This is a genomic window from Ruegeria sp. AM4 (assembly GCF_056540665.1).
Genome location: NZ_JBQFXD010000004.1, coordinates 1 through 15,012 on the forward strand (window position 1 = coordinate 1; position 15,012 = coordinate 15,012).

11 protein-coding genes are annotated in these 15,012 nt (G+C 58.3%); 7 read left to right on the forward strand and 4 right to left on the reverse strand.

Annotated features, from left to right (window positions below):
* The first annotated feature begins 150 nt into the window (after window positions 1-150).
* Window positions 151-1,143, forward strand: a complete 993-nt coding sequence (locus ACR0JA_RS09710; RefSeq protein ID WP_480573375.1) for a helix-turn-helix domain-containing protein — start codon at window positions 151-153, stop codon at window positions 1,141-1,143.
* Between the two features lie 214 nt (window positions 1,144-1,357).
* Complete coding sequence (gene iolB, locus ACR0JA_RS09715; protein WP_480573377.1) at window positions 1,358-2,164, forward strand: 5-deoxy-glucuronate isomerase; 807 nt, start codon at window positions 1,358-1,360, stop codon at window positions 2,162-2,164.
* Between the two features lie 38 nt (window positions 2,165-2,202).
* Here iolB and ACR0JA_RS09720 read toward each other — a convergent pair whose 3' ends face one another.
* Window positions 2,203-3,576 (reverse strand): S8 family serine peptidase, encoded by a 1,374-nt coding sequence (locus ACR0JA_RS09720; protein ID WP_480573380.1) that lies wholly within the window; start codon window positions 3,574-3,576, stop codon window positions 2,203-2,205.
* A gap of 191 nt (window positions 3,577-3,767) precedes the next feature.
* Here ACR0JA_RS09720 and ACR0JA_RS09725 point away from each other — a divergent pair, with 191 nt between their 5' ends.
* Together ACR0JA_RS09725 and ACR0JA_RS09730 are read left to right on the forward strand one after the other, a co-directional pair.
* Entirely contained in the window at window positions 3,768-5,657 is a 1,890-nt protein-coding gene (locus ACR0JA_RS09725; protein ID WP_480573383.1) for a tetratricopeptide repeat protein, read from the forward strand.
* 22 nt (window positions 5,658-5,679) lie between these two features.
* Entirely contained in the window at window positions 5,680-6,792 is a 1,113-nt protein-coding gene (locus ACR0JA_RS09730; RefSeq protein ID WP_480573386.1) for a phosphatase PAP2 family protein, read from the forward strand.
* 273 nt (window positions 6,793-7,065) lie between these two features.
* Here the strand turns inward: ACR0JA_RS09730 and ACR0JA_RS09735 are convergent, their stop codons facing one another.
* Window positions 7,066-8,043 (reverse strand): homocysteine S-methyltransferase family protein, encoded by a 978-nt coding sequence (locus ACR0JA_RS09735; protein ID WP_480573389.1) that lies wholly within the window; start codon window positions 8,041-8,043, stop codon window positions 7,066-7,068.
* Between the two features lie 147 nt (window positions 8,044-8,190).
* On the opposite strand from ACR0JA_RS09735, the gene ACR0JA_RS09740 reads away from it, so the two are divergent.
* From ACR0JA_RS09740 to ACR0JA_RS09750, 3 genes are all read left to right on the forward strand, one after another.
* Window positions 8,191-9,750 (forward strand): winged helix-turn-helix domain-containing tetratricopeptide repeat protein, encoded by a 1,560-nt coding sequence (locus tag ACR0JA_RS09740; RefSeq protein ID WP_480573392.1) that lies wholly within the window; start codon window positions 8,191-8,193, stop codon window positions 9,748-9,750.
* Window positions 9,751-9,855: 105 nt separating this feature from the next.
* On the forward strand, window positions 9,856-12,225 hold the full coding sequence (locus ACR0JA_RS09745) for a hypothetical protein (RefSeq protein ID WP_480573395.1): 2,370 nt from the start codon (window positions 9,856-9,858) through the stop codon (window positions 12,223-12,225).
* Window positions 12,222-13,244 (forward strand): NAD(P)/FAD-dependent oxidoreductase, encoded by a 1,023-nt coding sequence (locus ACR0JA_RS09750; RefSeq protein WP_480573398.1) that lies wholly within the window; start codon window positions 12,222-12,224, stop codon window positions 13,242-13,244. The genes ACR0JA_RS09745 and ACR0JA_RS09750 overlap by 4 nt, the downstream gene beginning before the upstream one ends.
* On the opposite strand, the gene ACR0JA_RS09755 is transcribed toward ACR0JA_RS09750, so the two are convergent.
* Together ACR0JA_RS09755 and ACR0JA_RS09760 are read right to left on the reverse strand one after the other, a co-directional pair.
* A complete protein-coding gene (locus ACR0JA_RS09755; RefSeq protein ID WP_480573401.1) occupies window positions 13,229-14,491 on the reverse strand; it encodes a TRAP transporter large permease in 1,263 nt (420 codons plus the stop codon). The two genes, ACR0JA_RS09750 and ACR0JA_RS09755, sit on opposite strands and share 16 nt — an antisense overlap.
* Window positions 14,488-15,012: a TRAP transporter small permease gene (locus tag ACR0JA_RS09760; protein WP_480573404.1), complete on the reverse strand. Its 525-nt coding sequence runs from the start codon at window positions 15,010-15,012 to the stop codon at window positions 14,488-14,490. Before ACR0JA_RS09760 ends, ACR0JA_RS09755 begins: the two co-directional genes overlap by 4 nt.

Genomic DNA, 15,012 nt, shown 5'->3' on the forward strand with positions numbered 1-15,012 from the left:
CTCATCTGCACATGCCCACCAATGTCAGAATACGAAGACGCCGCCGAATAAAACACAACCAACATAACCCCGCCATACAATCGGCGGGGTTCAACTGAAAACGGTCGGCCCCTCTCTGGGGTCAATCAAACCCAGCCCGACCAAGGTGCCATGAAACACTACGTCGTCAGCAAAGATCACGCGCATTGCGCCAAACCCACAAGCCTTGCTTCGGAGCGCGTGCAGCAGATTGATGTCATTCTGCGATGTGAGGCTGACAGAGCGTCGGCGGAACCAATTGTGGAATTCTACCGCGCACTCAACGCGCTGGTCGAAACCCACAACTATGTCGTCAATTTACGCGTTTTGTGCGAGGAGCCCGTGGGCGGTCCGCTCTACTGGGCCGGGCGAACAGCTCTCTTTTGGGGCGATTTTGAGTTCGCCTGGGCGCCAGTTGGCGCAGAGAGATCCTGGGCGGCGCAGGTGTTGAACCTGGCACCCAGATCGCTTCTTGTTGGCGGGGCTGTAATGCTGTTGGCGCAAATCGGCGGATCGGGTCGAATGGTCGCTGCGATCCATTCCAGTTTTGACGCTGCGGCGCGTGAAAGCGGAATAACCAATAGCGGGACCGCGACCCATTTTTCTGCGGAAGGACGCACGCATAGTGCCAACACGCGTCTGAGTGCGCTGCGGCTGATGGCGAACTTGGTGTCATTGGATCATGGCGAGCATCTCGCCGATACGTTGCGCAGATATGTGGGGCTGGCAGAGCCAGATCGAAAGATCGAAAGCCAGGTCGCAAACCAGCTCATCCGCCGCGCCAGCGCGGATAAGTTGGTTGTGCAGACAATGGACAAAATGCTGGAGAACATCGAAGATCCGCTGCGGATTTCCGAGCTGTCCGATCTGGTTGGCACGTCCGTGCGTCAGCTTCAACGACGGTTCCTACTAAAAACAGGTGCGAAACTGCTCGCGACCTATCAGTCGTTGCGATTGGAGCGTGCGGGTGGCCTGCTGGCCTATTCGGACATGCAATTGATTGAAATTGCATCCGCGACAGGGTTTTCGTCTCGATCCGCGATGTCGCGCGCGTTTGTGAGACACTATGGCTTGCGGCCGGAACGCGTTAGAGAACAAAGGTTTCTTGGAAAGGCACCTGTTTAAAAAGCGTCGGAAGTGATCGTCAAATTTCAACGCATCGCCGATCTGTGGCCGACCAAATCAGCAACAGCCACTTGATCGCAAACGTGCCCGATCCGGCACCGGCTCGCCCTGATAAACTTTGCCCGTTGTTTATGCGGTGTTATTGCCTGATTTTCGAGATTTGCAGCGAGCCCTGAAATCGGATTAAAACAGCACAGAAACCCGGAGCAGCGATATGTCAGACCTTCTCAGAAAACCTGTCGGCACAGATGGAAAAGTGCATGATATCACTCCGGAAAGCGCCGGGTGGCAGTATGTCGGGTTTGGTTTGTATCATCTGCGGGCTGGTGAACGGGTGGCCGAAGAGACTGGCACGACCGAAGTGATCCTGGTCATGGTTGAAGGCAAGGCAAAGATTACCGGTGCGGGGCAAGATTGGGGCGTGCTGGGTGACCGGATGAGCGTGTTTGAAAAAACACCTCCGCATTGCCTCTATCTGCCTGACGGAAGTGACTGGGTTGCTGTGGCCGAAACCGATTGCGTGATAGCGATCTGTTCCGCGCCGGGCAAAGGCGGCCACGAGGCGCGTCGTATTGGGCCTGAAGGTATTACCCTGACTGAACGCGGCAAGGGTGCAAATACCCGGTACATCAATAATATCGCGATGGAGGCGGAAGACTATTGCGACAGCCTTCTGGTCACCGAGGTTTTCACGCCCGCAGGCCATTGGTCATCCTTTCCAAGCCATCGTCATGACGAGGACGACTTCCCCCGGATCACCTATCTGGAAGAAACCTATTACCACCGTCTGAACCCTGCCAACGGGTTCGGTATTCAGCGGGTCTATACGGATGACGGCGAGATGGACGAAACCATGGCTGTCTCGGACGGCGATGTTGTTTTGGTCCCGCGCGGGCACCATCCCTGTGGCGCCCCCTATGGGTTCGAGATGTATTATTTGAATGTCATGGCGGGTCCGCTGCGAAAATGGCGGTTTGTTCCGGCGCCCGAGGTAGAATGGATTCTGGAACGCGACGGCTGAGGCGCGCCTATCTGGACGCAAGCCGGGGATTATGCAGATCAGGTCAGAATGGGCGGGCCGTGTCGCTCTGTCAGTAGCTCTATGGCGGCTTCGAGATCAAGGATTCCGGCGCCGGTTCTGGCATTCCATGCGCCTTTGTCCACTTTGCGCGCGCTGTCCGTCAGCGCCACGCGCATCTCGTTGGGCGAGACCTTGTTGGGCTTCCAGCCATGGCGCAATGCCGCGATCGCCCCGGCAACAACCGCCGAGGCCGCCGATGTGCCGCCGCTGCGCAACGATGCATCATGTGGCTCAGCAAACCAGCTTGGGGCGCAGAGATCAGGCTTGTGGTCACGCGCGTCACCGAAATCGAAGATTCCAGGTCCTTGTGAGGACATGCCAACCCACTGCCCGTCCGGGCGTACCGCCCCGACCGAGGTCACGTCTGGCAAAGAGTTGGCCCCGAAAATTGACTGCCCCGGCATCCGGTCATATCCCGGCGCGCGCGGGTCTGCGCAGAACTGCCCGTTGTTGCCTGCGGCAAATACGATGTCGCCGTCTTTCCCCAGATCGGAAACGATCTTATTCAACGGATGCGAGGGGTTGCTGGTATAGTCCCCGCGGATCGACTCGCCAAACCGGTTTACAATTCCCCAGGCGTTAAGAAACACCCAGGCCTCGCCCGGCTTTATGTATTTGTTCTTGAACGCGAACTTGGCAGATGACGCATAGCTGGCAAACTTCAACACATCATCGATGCGCTTGGGCAATAGCGGCAGGTCGAAAACCTTGGCTTCGGGGGCTGCATTGACGATCGAGCGCAACAGCATCGAACCGTGCCGTTTGCGCAGGTTTACGTAAGGGTGTTTGCCTTCACCCGGGAGTTTGGTCTGGCCGTCCGCGTCGGCTTGCATGCCGCCACCATAAGTACCGCCAATCGACGTCACATAATCTTCGTTTATTCCCTGATCGACCACAACAATATTGACCCCGCGCCCAGTAAGACCCGCGTCTTTGAGAGCAGAAAGGTTGATCAGAGCCTCGGCCTGATCTCTGGTGCTGAACTGATAGCCTTTGCCGGTACCACCGCACCAATGTTGCCCTCTGAGCGCAAGATCCAGCCTGCTGGGAAATATCTCAATTCCGATGGTCTCGGGCGCCATCAGGGCCGGAGCGCGCAGCTTTTCGAACACCTCCTGATTCAAAGATTTGTCCAGGCCGCGTAGAGAAACGCTGTACCCGTTGTCCCCTTCCGGATCAGGGTCGGGAAATGCCTTGCCGTTCTCGTCGACCAGCGTCCAGGGGTTGTTGCTTTGCTCTGGATCAATCAATTCCCGTTCAGTCAGGATTTGCAGCGGGTCGATCTCGGCGCGAATTAGAAGCTGAACGAGCGCGTTCTTGTTCGGGGCAAAAAGAAACAGATCAAGGTCCATGCGCAAACTCCGTTTTGTGTCCGAAGGGTCTGGGGCACGCGCCCTGACAATCCGTTCGAATACCAAAATTGCGTCTGATGCGGGTTTGAAAATATTGGCCCGTATTTGGAAATAATGCAGACGCAGCCTACCTTATGCTTAGACTTTATCGCGAATCGACGCATAATGCACCTTTTGAGGTGGTTGGTTTAATGAGTCATTGGGGGACTGCCGACATTTCAATCGGCCCGGCCGACACGGCGATGGGGCAGGACACAGGTTTGAGTGCTGTATTGTTTCACTCACCTGAACAATCCATTTCCGCCCCGGGAGCGCGTGGACCCATCGGCGTTCAGGGCGCGCAGGTCGACAAGACTGAACGGCGTATGCTGTGCGTGTCATTCATCGACGTTGTTGGTTTCTCGGCCCAAATGCGTGCGGATGAAGTTGGAACATTTCACCGCTGGGTCGATATGCGTGACGATGTGGTTCTGCCGTTGCTACAGCAATTCAGCGGCCAATTGGTCAAACTGACCGGTGACGGGATCATGGCGACGTTCGACAACGCCGTTTCCGCCGTCAAATGGAGCGCCGAGCTACAGATGAAGGCACGGCAACGTCGACAAGGGCTGTCGTTGAGGGTGTCGCTGCATTATTGCTCGGTCCTGCGCGACGGGGATGACCTGTTGGGTGACGGCATCAACGTTGCGGCCCGGTTGCAGGAACATGCGCCGGTCGGAGGTGTCATCCTGACCGACGCGGTGGCCGAACAACTCTCGGGTCTGCCGGAATTGGCGACGCGGCCGATTGGTATGCTGAACCTGCGAAAGATGCAGGGCCGCGTCGGCGCGCATGAGTTGATCACCGATGGGCGGCCATCTTCGGACATTCAGAAGATCGAACAGGCGTTACCGACCATCGCGGTGATCCCGCTGGCCAATATCGGCGGCAAAGAGGAAGACGGTTACCTGTGTGCCGGCATTGTCGAGGACATCGTGGTCTCACTTTCCGGTCAGCGCGACCTGATGGTCATTTCGCGGTCATCGACGCTGTCTTTGGCGCGGCAGGCGGTCGACCCGCGCGTGGTTGGTCAGGTACTTGGCGTCCGCTATGTGATCACTGGTACACTGCGCCGATCCGGGGATCGAATTCGCATTTCAACCGAGCTGCTGGATACGGCATCGGGGCAGCAACTGGCCAGCCTGCGCAGGGATTTTGACTCGGTCGACGTTTTTGCCGTTCAGGACGAGATTGTGGAATCGACGCTTGTGCATCTTCTGCCCGGGATGCACTCGGCCGAGCGTCGCAGGACACTGCGCAAATGGCCGGGATCCTATACGGCGTATGACGACTATCTCAAAGCGCTGGATCAGATCGGCAGTCTTGAACGCCAGCCTTTCGACGAGGCACGTATCCATCTGTCGCGTGCGATGTTGGGCGATCCCGGGTTTTCGTCCGCTTTCGCGTGGGCCGCGCGCTGGCACAGCCTTCGGGTCGGGCAGGGGTGGTCCGATGATCCGCAACGCGACGCCAACGAAGCGCTGAACCTTGCCCAACAGGCGATTGGTCTGGACGAACAGAACGCGCTGGCACTGGCAACCTACGGCCATGTTCAAGGGTATATGTTTGGGGATTACGAAACCGCGATCATTTATCTTGACCGGGCGCGCGATACCAACCCCAACAGTTCGATTGCGTGGCTTTTGTCCAGCGTGACCCTGTCGAGCCTGGGCCGTACCGACGAGGCGATACAGGCTGCCGAACGTGCATTGCGTCTGTCCCCGCTCGATCAGCGCCTTTTCATCTATTACGTTTTCCTGGGCATCGCCTGTTATGACGCAGGGGATTTTGACCGCGCTGTCATGTGGCTGTCGCGTGGGTTGGCGGAAAACCCACGCTACACTTCGGCCTTACGGACGCTTGCAGTGTCCCATGTGGCTCGTGGCCAAATCAGCGAGGCCCGCAATGCGGTCGCGCGCTTGATGGAGCTCGAGCCCGGTTTTCGCATGTCGAGCTTCAAAGGCACCCGTCGATTGTACAGCGACCCAGCGCGCGCCGATCTTTTTCGCGCCCGTCTGACAGAGGCGGGCGCACCGGAATGATATTGAGTGAAAGGAGATTGTTATGACCGGATCAGCAGGATCATTTGGACCATTTGACGCCCGCGATGCACGAGACGCCCGCGACGCGAGAGATGCGCGGGATGCCCGCGACGCGCGTGGCGATGCGGGGTATGGAGGCAGCCCCAGCTATCTCAGCCTTGGAATTTCGCCGCACACCAAGCCGGAGGGCGGATCAGAGGTCGAAGACCAGTGGTGGCCCGGCAATCAATGGCCGCCAACCCATCCCGTTGGATACGACGGGGGCAATCCGGTGCCATTGCATGCTATTTACAGGTCCTTCAAAGAAGACAGCTTTTGGAACTGGTCCCCTGGTAATCGCGCGATTGCATTTCTGTCAGAATTCGCGGCGTTTTCCAGCGGTACAGACAATATTCCTGACTGGACCAAGATTATCCTGCAGGTTCCAGCGGTTAACCAGACCTTCCCTGATAGCTCGACTGTGCCTGGTACGAGGTTTCCAGAGATTTTGCCGCCAGCTGGATTGGAGAAGTTGGAGGCAGCCGATTTCAAGCTGGAGGACGAATTGAAGGAACTGATTGGCCTGATCGAATACCGCGATGGCGCAATGGGCGAAGCAATTCAGCAGCGCGGCACGATCATTGGTTATTTTCAGGGTATCTTGCCGTTTACCTATCTATCGCACCGTTACACCGTGCAACTGTGTCATATGGCGCTCGTCGTGGCGCAATTTCTGGCCTTCAAATACAAAAAAGGCTTTGACCGCCCGCGTCCGTCGCAGTTGCATCCCGGATTGGCACCGCCGATCGATGTGCCCCAGCACGCTTCGTATCCCAGCGCCCATGCGACCGAGGCCTGGTGTGTCGCTTATTGCCTGAACGAAGTGATCGTTGACCAAGACGAGAACAAGCTGATGGAAATCACGCACGACGATGCTGCGGGTGATCCGAAAGTTGTGCGAAACCCGCTTTACGACATGGCGACACGAATATCGCGCAATCGCGAAGTGTTGGGCGTGCACTACCCCTCGGACAGTGAAGCCGGGAGAAGGCTGGCCAATTTCGCCGTCCCAATCATGAAGCAATGCCAGACGATTGGACACCCAGACGAAGGGCTGCTGGCCCGAGCCAAAAACGAATGGAAGGAACTGGCCTGATGGCCAGCCCTTTCAAATCTTCAAGCTCAGAAGCAGGGATGCGCGGGACTTTGGGGGGAGACCCAGATCAAGCCTGTCTCGGTCTCTGAGCTTGGATACGTCCGTCAGGCGAAGTGGCGGTCCTGTGGCTATCAGGCGGCGCCAGAATGAGGCGCAAAGGTTGGTCATAATACTCTCCGTAAAATCTAACTGTAGTATTGTATCTGGTCAGCCACCCCGCAAATTTCTAGGCAGGGTGGCATGTGGTTTTTCGCAAGGCTCTGAAATGCCTCGTTATTGTGCGGCGACGGCGCGCGCATGCGCGCAAGCGTGACCCATTTCATCGATATGGCGGTGATCGGTGCCGCAGCATCCTCCGACCACACGCAGGTTCGGCAACAGGGTCATGAGCCTGCGATAGTCTTCGCCCAATTCCGCCGGGTTGCCATCATCCAGAACCTCGCTCTCGTCCAGTTCCGCATGTGACATGCGCGATGCATTGGCACGGATGCCGCCAATGCGGCTTATCCAGCTGTCGTCCTTGCGCAGCACGTGTTCAAAGTGATCGGGATGCGCGCAGTTGATCATGTAGTAGCTGGGGTAGCCGTTGCTGATCTCATCGACCTCGCGGATCGCGTCGGACAGAGCCTGTCCGGTTGCAAGCTTGCCGTCGGTTTCGACGGTGAACGCGATTATCACCGGGACGGATTGCGCCTTTGCAGCAAGGGCAATTCCCGACGCCTCGGGCGAATTGTTCATCGTGATCGCAGTGACCATGTCAGCACCGGCCTTGGTCATCGCGGCGACCTGCGGCGCGTGATAGTCCCGGGCCTGAGATGCGGTCATGAGTTCACCGGGGACGTAACCGTCACCGCGGGGACCGACACAGCCACTGATGATCAATGGTGACACGCTGTCCTTGTGCAAATTGCGCAGGGTGCGCATCAGATAGATCGCCTCGGCGTTGATCCGATTAAGGTCGCGGTCGCTGTAGCCAAGTTTGTGCCCCCAATCACGGCTTGACCTCCAGGTCGGGCTTTCCAGCACGAAACCAAGGCCATGCGCCCGGGCCACGGCGATGTGACGTTCGAAATACCGCGTCAATGCAGCGCGACCTTCTTCCGTCTCAAGCAGAACAAACGCAGCGAACTGGGGCAGTTCGAGCCCATCGTGAAAGATCAGCGTCGTTTCGATGCCGCCATCAGTCAGATAAAAGCCATTGCCCGGCAACGGATGAGCGGGTTGGCGCGAGGTTGTTTCGGAAATGGGCATATCCGCCTCCTTCAGTGTTTCAATGCAATTTTCCTAGTCCAGAGGCGCTGCCCTTGCTGGGAGATTGCTGGGATATTTGCGGGATATTGCGGGGAAACGCGATCTGACTATGCTGAATGCAGGGTTTTCGGAAAGTGGACTGCCGAGGTGATTTATTCGTTCGAACCCTTTCGGCTGGACGGCGAATGCCGCGAACTCAGCCGCGACGGGCAGCCGGTGCATTTGCAACCGCAGGTCTTTGATCTGCTGTGCCTGCTTGTCGAAAATGCGCATCGCGTGGTCAGCCGCGACGAGATTGTCGAAAAAGTCTGGCAGGGGCGGATTGTGTCCGAGGACGCGATCTCAAGCCGTGTTCGGGATCTGAGGCGGGTGTTGGCGGCGTCGGGACAGGACGCGGGGCTTGTTCATACAGTGCGTGGTCATGGGTTCCGTTTCACGGGGCAGGTCACGCTGCGCGCCCAGGCCGGTGCTGGTGGTAATTTGCAAACGTCGCGGGACGTCGATCTGACCCAAGCGTTTGGCCAGCAGCCTTCGATCGCGGTTTTGCCGTTTCAAAGAAACGGTGAGATGGACAAGTTCGAAGCGCTGGAAGAGGCGATTCCGCGCGAGTTGATCATGACATTGGCCAGTCTGCGGTGGATCAGAGTGGTCTCGCATGGGTCGGCGTTCAAATTTCGCGGACAACAGATCGATCTGAATCAGGTCCGTCAAATCCTGAAGGCGCGGTATTGCCTGACCGGTGTTGTGGATCTGACCGGCAACAGGGTGACCATCGATACCGAATTGTCGGATACCCGAAGCTCGCAGGTTGTCTGGGCCTTGCGAAAGACGGCGAATATTGACGACATTCACGCCTTGCGTGCCGAAATTGCCGCCAACGTCATCATGGTCGCCGAGCTTGAAATCCCACAGCACGAAAGCGCTACGCTGGGACCGGTTGATGCGGAGAATCTGGACGCCTGGTCTGCCATGCATCTGGGGTTCAATCACATGAGCCAGTTCAGTCGCGCCGGTAACGACAATGCCCGGCAGATGTTTGAGCGGGCGATAGACCTGGACCCCACACTGGCCCGCGCGCATGCAGGGATGGCATTTGTCCGGTTTCAAAACGCCTTCATGCGGTATGCTTCGGACATTGCGACCGAAGCAGATCACGCGCGCCGTTTCGCTGAACAGAGCTTATCGCTGCAGCCACGCGATCCGTTTGCGAACTTCATGATGGGTAGGTGCCATTGGCTTGACCACGACCCCGAAGGCAGCAAACCGTGGTTCTCTCAGGCGACGATGGCCTGCCCAAACTATACTTGGGGCTACTACGGCGCCAGTTGGGCGGATGTTTTTACAGGTGATTTCGACACCGCATTCGACAATGCAAATCGCGCCATAGACCTGAGCCCGATCGACCCGTTTCGCCCCGGCATGACGGGTAACAAAATGTGGGTTCATATCGCGCGTCAGGATTATGCCTCGGCGGTGAAATGGGCCGAGATCGCGGCAAAAACGCCGTGGTCGCACGCAGGAATGGCCTTTTTTGCCGGGATGAGCCAATGGCTGAACGACAACCCGGAACGGGCGCGGTGGTGGGTCGCAGAGGCGCGCCGCCGCAACCCTAACCTTGGCAAAGACCACGTTTTGGCCCTGGTACCGGCATCAAGTACCCGATTCAGGCAGCTGTTATCCGAGGCGGCCAACGCGCTGGAGCTGTAAAGGCTTCGATCGGGAACGAACCCCACAGCCTTGGCATTCTCAAATCCAGTGTTTTCTGGCATATTGTACAAGCATTTTTCTGTTCAATTTTTGGAGGGTTTTGTTGTGGCGGTTCTTGATGATCTGAAATCCGTTTTGGTTCGGTTGGCCGGTGGTGGCTGGACCCCCTTATTCGATCTAATGGGCGTGAGCCCGACAGATTCGGGTTTGCAAACGGCCCTGACATCCCCGGCCCCCAATCTTTCGGCATTGCGCGCTGTTGCAGGGTTCGAAGAGGTGTCCAGCGCGGCGATCCGGCCAATTGAACCCGGTCGTCCGGCGCAAAGCCTGCTGTTTCACGCCTTGTCCTCGCCCGCCGTGCAGGCTGCGCCCGATGGTATGGCGCTGCAGCGCTTTCCAACCCCGGCGGAACTGGAAGCAGTAGAGAATTTTGTCTATGCCAGCACATCGCGGGCTCTGGACGATCTGCGTGCCCAGTTCCCGAACGAGAATATGGCGGTTGGTGTATTTGCTCGTGAATACCGCCAGACCAGCGGAACCGTGCATGGCGCGCATGCGGATATGGTTTACGCGCGGACGGGCGTGGCGCGGGTCGGAACCGAAGCCGCCTTGTGGGATGGCGCGTCCCGGTCGTATCTGCCGCGTGGAACTCAGGATAATCCGCATGTGTTCCGGGCAATGCCGTGCAGATACGCGGTCTACATTGCTGTGCAACGCCGGGGAAACACCAACGATTTCGGGCCGTTCCGCGCCAACCGCAGTCTGCGGGCACAGCAGCAGTTCAATGTAACACCGCAATCCGACAGGCTGGACCAGAATCGGGATTTCTGGGTACCGGTCCACAAGCTGTTTTCAGGCGATGAATGCCTTCGGGGCAGGGTCCTTTCCGTCGATTTCGACGCTCGGCACGTAAATGAAAAGCTGCGACGCGTTCATTTGTCGAATATGGGCGTTCGCCCCAACCTGTTGACCGGAAACTCGTTCGACTCGGGTTTTGGATTGCCCGAGGTCGATCGCCCACCCTTTACTGTCATAAGCGGGCTGGCTGAGATGTTGCCCGAAGATGACCATGGCCCCGGTGCTGTATGCCCTGTGGTGCGCCCGAGACTGATTGAGCCAACAACGATCAACGGTCGCCGAATTGGAACAAAAGTGCCGGACCAAAGTTCCAACTGGGGCAGTTTCAACATCAGCGTGCAGCGGAACAACGCGCATAGAGCACCCGAGTGGATGCATGTACGATCGCGCCTTAAACCCGATAACGAGGTGCAGTCGCTCAACACATTCGAAGATGTCGCCGACATTGTCTTCGAAGCGCGGGTCGGCAACGTCAGCCCTTACGAGGCGCTGCACTATACCGATTTCACCGGAGACGGGTGGGTGGCGCCCGTGGTCTCGGGCCTGTCTGCCGTGATCAGTCGGCGCATTCCGTCCTACTCGATTCTGGCAGCTCCGGATTTCTATCCCTACGTCAGTCAATCTGCGTTGATGGATTGGTGGTTGAATGATCTGCCATCCTCACTGGGCAGGGGCATCTGGCGGGTTCCGCCGCTGACATTGTGTGATCAGCGAACGGCCCCAAATCTGGACCTGCGTCGTCACGGCGCGCCGTTTGTGCCCGAAGATGAAACCGTATCAGCCATCGTTGGCTCCGCCGGGTCGGTTGGCAGCAGCGCGACAGGATCATCCGCACCGGTCAACTGCACCTCCTATCTGCCCGACAACGCCGCCGGGTTCTACGCGCCGGGATGGGATACCAGCATTGATTTCGACGATGTCGCCGGTGTCAATTTCCTAGCGGCGCATGGATTGGGCAGCCCATTTCCCGAGGACGCCAAACTCTGCGCTGCGATCTCGGCCTTTTGGCCGTCGGTTGCGCCGGACACCTCGCGCTCGTACGGGCAGCACCCGCAAACGAATTGGCGGCTTGTGGCCCCGATGACGGACAGCGAGGTCGGGCTGGAGGGTCCGCCTGCTTGGGATGGCGTGCCCGGCCCGCGCGAGGTTCTCGTCAATGGTCGTCCTCACATCGAAGATGACGACTTTGCGCACGTAGACTACATAAATACAGCGCTGAACAATCAGTTCTCGATGGCCGAAACCATGAAAGTGGATCAAGAGGAGTATCAGGCGCGGATCGTGGCCGTGCGGCGGATGTTGAACGCGACGGTTGAAGGCGGAGGGGCGCAGGGTCTGAGGACACACCGCATGCTGTCGTTTCGCGCGGTTGCTGCCAACGATGCGGATGTGACCGCTGCCGCAGCGGCGACGGGTCTGAGTTTTGCGGGGCTCCTTTACCGGTTCGTGATGGTTGAAACCGGGGCCAGCCGCCGGTTGGCCCGGCATCCGACAAATCCCGAACGGTGGCTCAGGCGCAAGCAGATAACGGCCAGGCTGACCCTGATTGTGGATGAGGTCGGACGGATCGCGTTCTCGGCCGATCAGGGTCCCTGGAAAGCAGCGAGCGGCGTTTGAGCGCGCGCGCGGAAATAGTTGTCATTGGTGCGGGCGTGGCCGGATTGGCCGCAGCCATAGCCGCCCGGATGGCAGGTCTGAGCGTCACGGTGATCGAACGAGAGACCGCCCCTCCTGTCCGCCCCGGTGAAACCCTGCACCCGGGTGCAGGTCCCGTTTTCGACAGTCTGGGGCTGCTGACAGATATCGAGGGGATAGCGACCTCGCGCCCGCTTGGTATTGAAGTCGTGGGGCCGAGTGTCACGCGCTTGCCTTTCGGCGGGCCTGTAGATGGACCTTGGACGGGCTACCAGATCAGCCGCGAGCGTTTGAGTCAGGCAATGGTCAAACGCGCTCGGGCTTTGGGCGCTCGGTTCCGGTTTGGTAGCGCGGTGCGAGGTGTCCATTTTCAAAGCGACCACGTAACGGTCGACCTGCCCGAAAGGTCAGCCACGGCCGACTGGTGTTTCGACGCCACCGGTTTTGCCAATCTGAGCCATCGCAAATTGTCGGGCCGAATGCAGCAATTGGGTCCACAGATGACCGTCAGGTATCGCTATCGGTGCGATGGGTCGGTCAGCGAGAATTGGCCTCGTATCACGTTGCGGCCAGATGGATGGCGCTGGTTGGCCCGGTTGACACCGGATCGGATTGCCGAGGTTGAATTGATACGTGGCCGTCGGTTCGAAACGGTCCAGCAGGATGCTGGGTGGGCGTATGCCGATGGAACCTGGAGGGTCAGCGAAAGCCCGGCTCAGCACCGACTGTTTCGCATTGGCGATGCGGGGGGGCGTCTCGATCCAGCGGCAGGAAAAGGCGTTTTACGCGCCGCCATGTCGGCAATGATGGCGGTACACCTTGTCGCGGGTGCCCAAAACCAACGCGTCAGCGCCGCCGAGGTGAGCACCTATTATTCTCGCTGGTTCCGCGAGTGGGTGGTTCAGGATTGCCAGGAAATTGCGCCGTTGGTTTCAGGTCTGGGAAGCCGGCACCCAGACGCCCAACCCGGCAGGTCGTCGGCGCGTTACTCGATCAGGTAAGTGGACAGGATCGGTGCATAGCTGAGCAGAACAAGCACGGCTGCCACGGCAATCAGAAAGGGCCAGAGTGATCTGAGGATGGATCCAGGGGTTGCACCGCTCATTGACGACGCAATGTATAGCCCGATCCCGACCGGTGGGGTCAGCAGGCCTAGAACGAGGTTCAAGCAGGCCACAACCCCGAACTGATAGGGGCTTATGTCGTAGGATCCGGTGGCAATAGGCAGCAATATTGGCGTGATCAAAATGATCGCCGCGATACCGTCGATGATCATGCCGACCAGCAACAGCGCCGCATTGACGATCAGCAGGAACAGGAAGGGGTCTGACGTTACGGTCGTAATCAGCCCTGCGAGTTTCTGTGGCAGTTCTTCGTAAATAATGACCCAGCCGAACACGCTGGCCGCCGCGATCATGAACAAGATCATCGAAGCGTTTGCAGCTGTTCGCCGGAACATCTGACCCAAATGGCGCGGGTCGAGCTCACCATAGATCAGCCAACCCACGATGAACGCGACGAAGGAGGCAACCGCTGCGGACTCGGTTGGTGTTGCGATGCCGAACAGGATACCGCCGATGATGGCAACCGGAATGAGCATGGCCGGGACCGCCGCTGCAAAGGCACGCAGCGCCTCTTGCCGTGTCATCCATTTGCCTTTGGGAAATTGCTGTTTCCAGCCGATCATTGCAATCACCAGGGCAAAGCCCGCTGCAAGGAGCAATCCGGGCAAGATGCCAGCGATGAACATCTCGCCAATCGGGATTTGGGCCAGCACCCCAAAGATCACAAACATCATGGATGGCGGGATTACCGGTGCCAGCAACCCTCCGGCGGCAGTGGTGGCCGTTGCAAAGCCCTTTTCATATCCTTCCTCCTCCATCGCGGGGACCATGGCGCGCGACATGACCGCTATCTGGGCGGTGGCCGAGCCGATAATGGCGGCCATGAACATGTTGGCCAGAAGATTGATATAGGCCAGTCCCCCTCGGAACCCGCCGACGAATACCCGCGCAAGCGCGATCAGGCGGCGGGTCATTCCGCCTTCGTTCATCAATTCACCGGTGAGCATGAATAGCGGGATGGCCAACAGGCCATAGTTCTCAAGCCCGCCAAACATCTTCTGGGCGAAGCTGTCGAACAAAACCGTATTGCCACTTTGCCAAATGTACCAGATCGCGGTTACCGCCAGAACGATGGCCACAGGCACCGACAGCAGCAATGTGACAATAAAGACGGCCGCGCTCATATCTGAGGCTCCGGCGTAAACAGGTGCATTGCGGAATGCAGGGTCGCCCCCAACGAAAACAGCCACAACACCACCCAGAAGAGAAACTTTGGCACACCTAACGTGGTCGTCGGTTCCGCGTAGATAAAGTTGAACGTGGCCCCCTGAAATGCCTGCGCGTCAAAGCCCGCTCGCGCGATGTCGAGCGGGAGAAACCAACGCCAGCAGAACCAGACCATCGACAGCGCAAAGCAAAATACGATGACATCAACGCATTTCAACAGCACGCGCCTGACTTGCTTTGGCACCGCGTCTGTCACGAGCGTGATTGATATTGCGCTTCGGTGGTGTAGGGCGGCTGACGCCCCCAGAAACGTCATCCAGACCATCGTGTATATCGCAAGCTCATCGACCCAGAACAACGCAGCGCCAAAATAGCGGGTCACGATGTTCAGAAGGATAAGCAATGTGACGCAAACGGCCAGCAGCGCAGCCAGCCAGAGCTCGAACCAAGCCAGTCGGGCGGAAAGACGTCTTAGCAT

What these genes read in the sequence shown, in the direction of transcription:
- ACR0JA_RS09710 (WP_480573375.1), top strand. Translation starts at nt 151, where the DNA reads ATGAAACACTACGTCGTCAGCAAAGATCACGCGCATTGCGCCAAACCC.
- ACR0JA_RS09730 (WP_480573386.1), top strand. Translation starts at nt 5,680, where the DNA reads ATGACCGGATCAGCAGGATCATTTGGACCATTTGACGCCCGCGATGCA.
- ACR0JA_RS09735 (WP_480573389.1), bottom strand. Translation starts at nt 8,043, where the DNA reads ATGCCCATTTCCGAAACAACCTCGCGCCAACCCGCTCATCCGTTGCCG.
- ACR0JA_RS09725 (WP_480573383.1), top strand. Translation starts at nt 3,768, where the DNA reads ATGAGTCATTGGGGGACTGCCGACATTTCAATCGGCCCGGCCGACACG.
- iolB (WP_480573377.1), top strand. Translation starts at nt 1,358, where the DNA reads ATGTCAGACCTTCTCAGAAAACCTGTCGGCACAGATGGAAAAGTGCAT.
- ACR0JA_RS09755 (WP_480573401.1), bottom strand. Translation starts at nt 14,491, where the DNA reads ATGAGCGCGGCCGTCTTTATTGTCACATTGCTGCTGTCGGTGCCTGTG.
- ACR0JA_RS09720 (WP_480573380.1), bottom strand. Translation starts at nt 3,576, where the DNA reads ATGGACCTTGATCTGTTTCTTTTTGCCCCGAACAAGAACGCGCTCGTT.
- ACR0JA_RS09760 (WP_480573404.1), bottom strand. Translation starts at nt 15,012, where the DNA reads ATGCTAAGACGTCTTTCCGCCCGACTGGCTTGGTTCGAGCTCTGGCTG.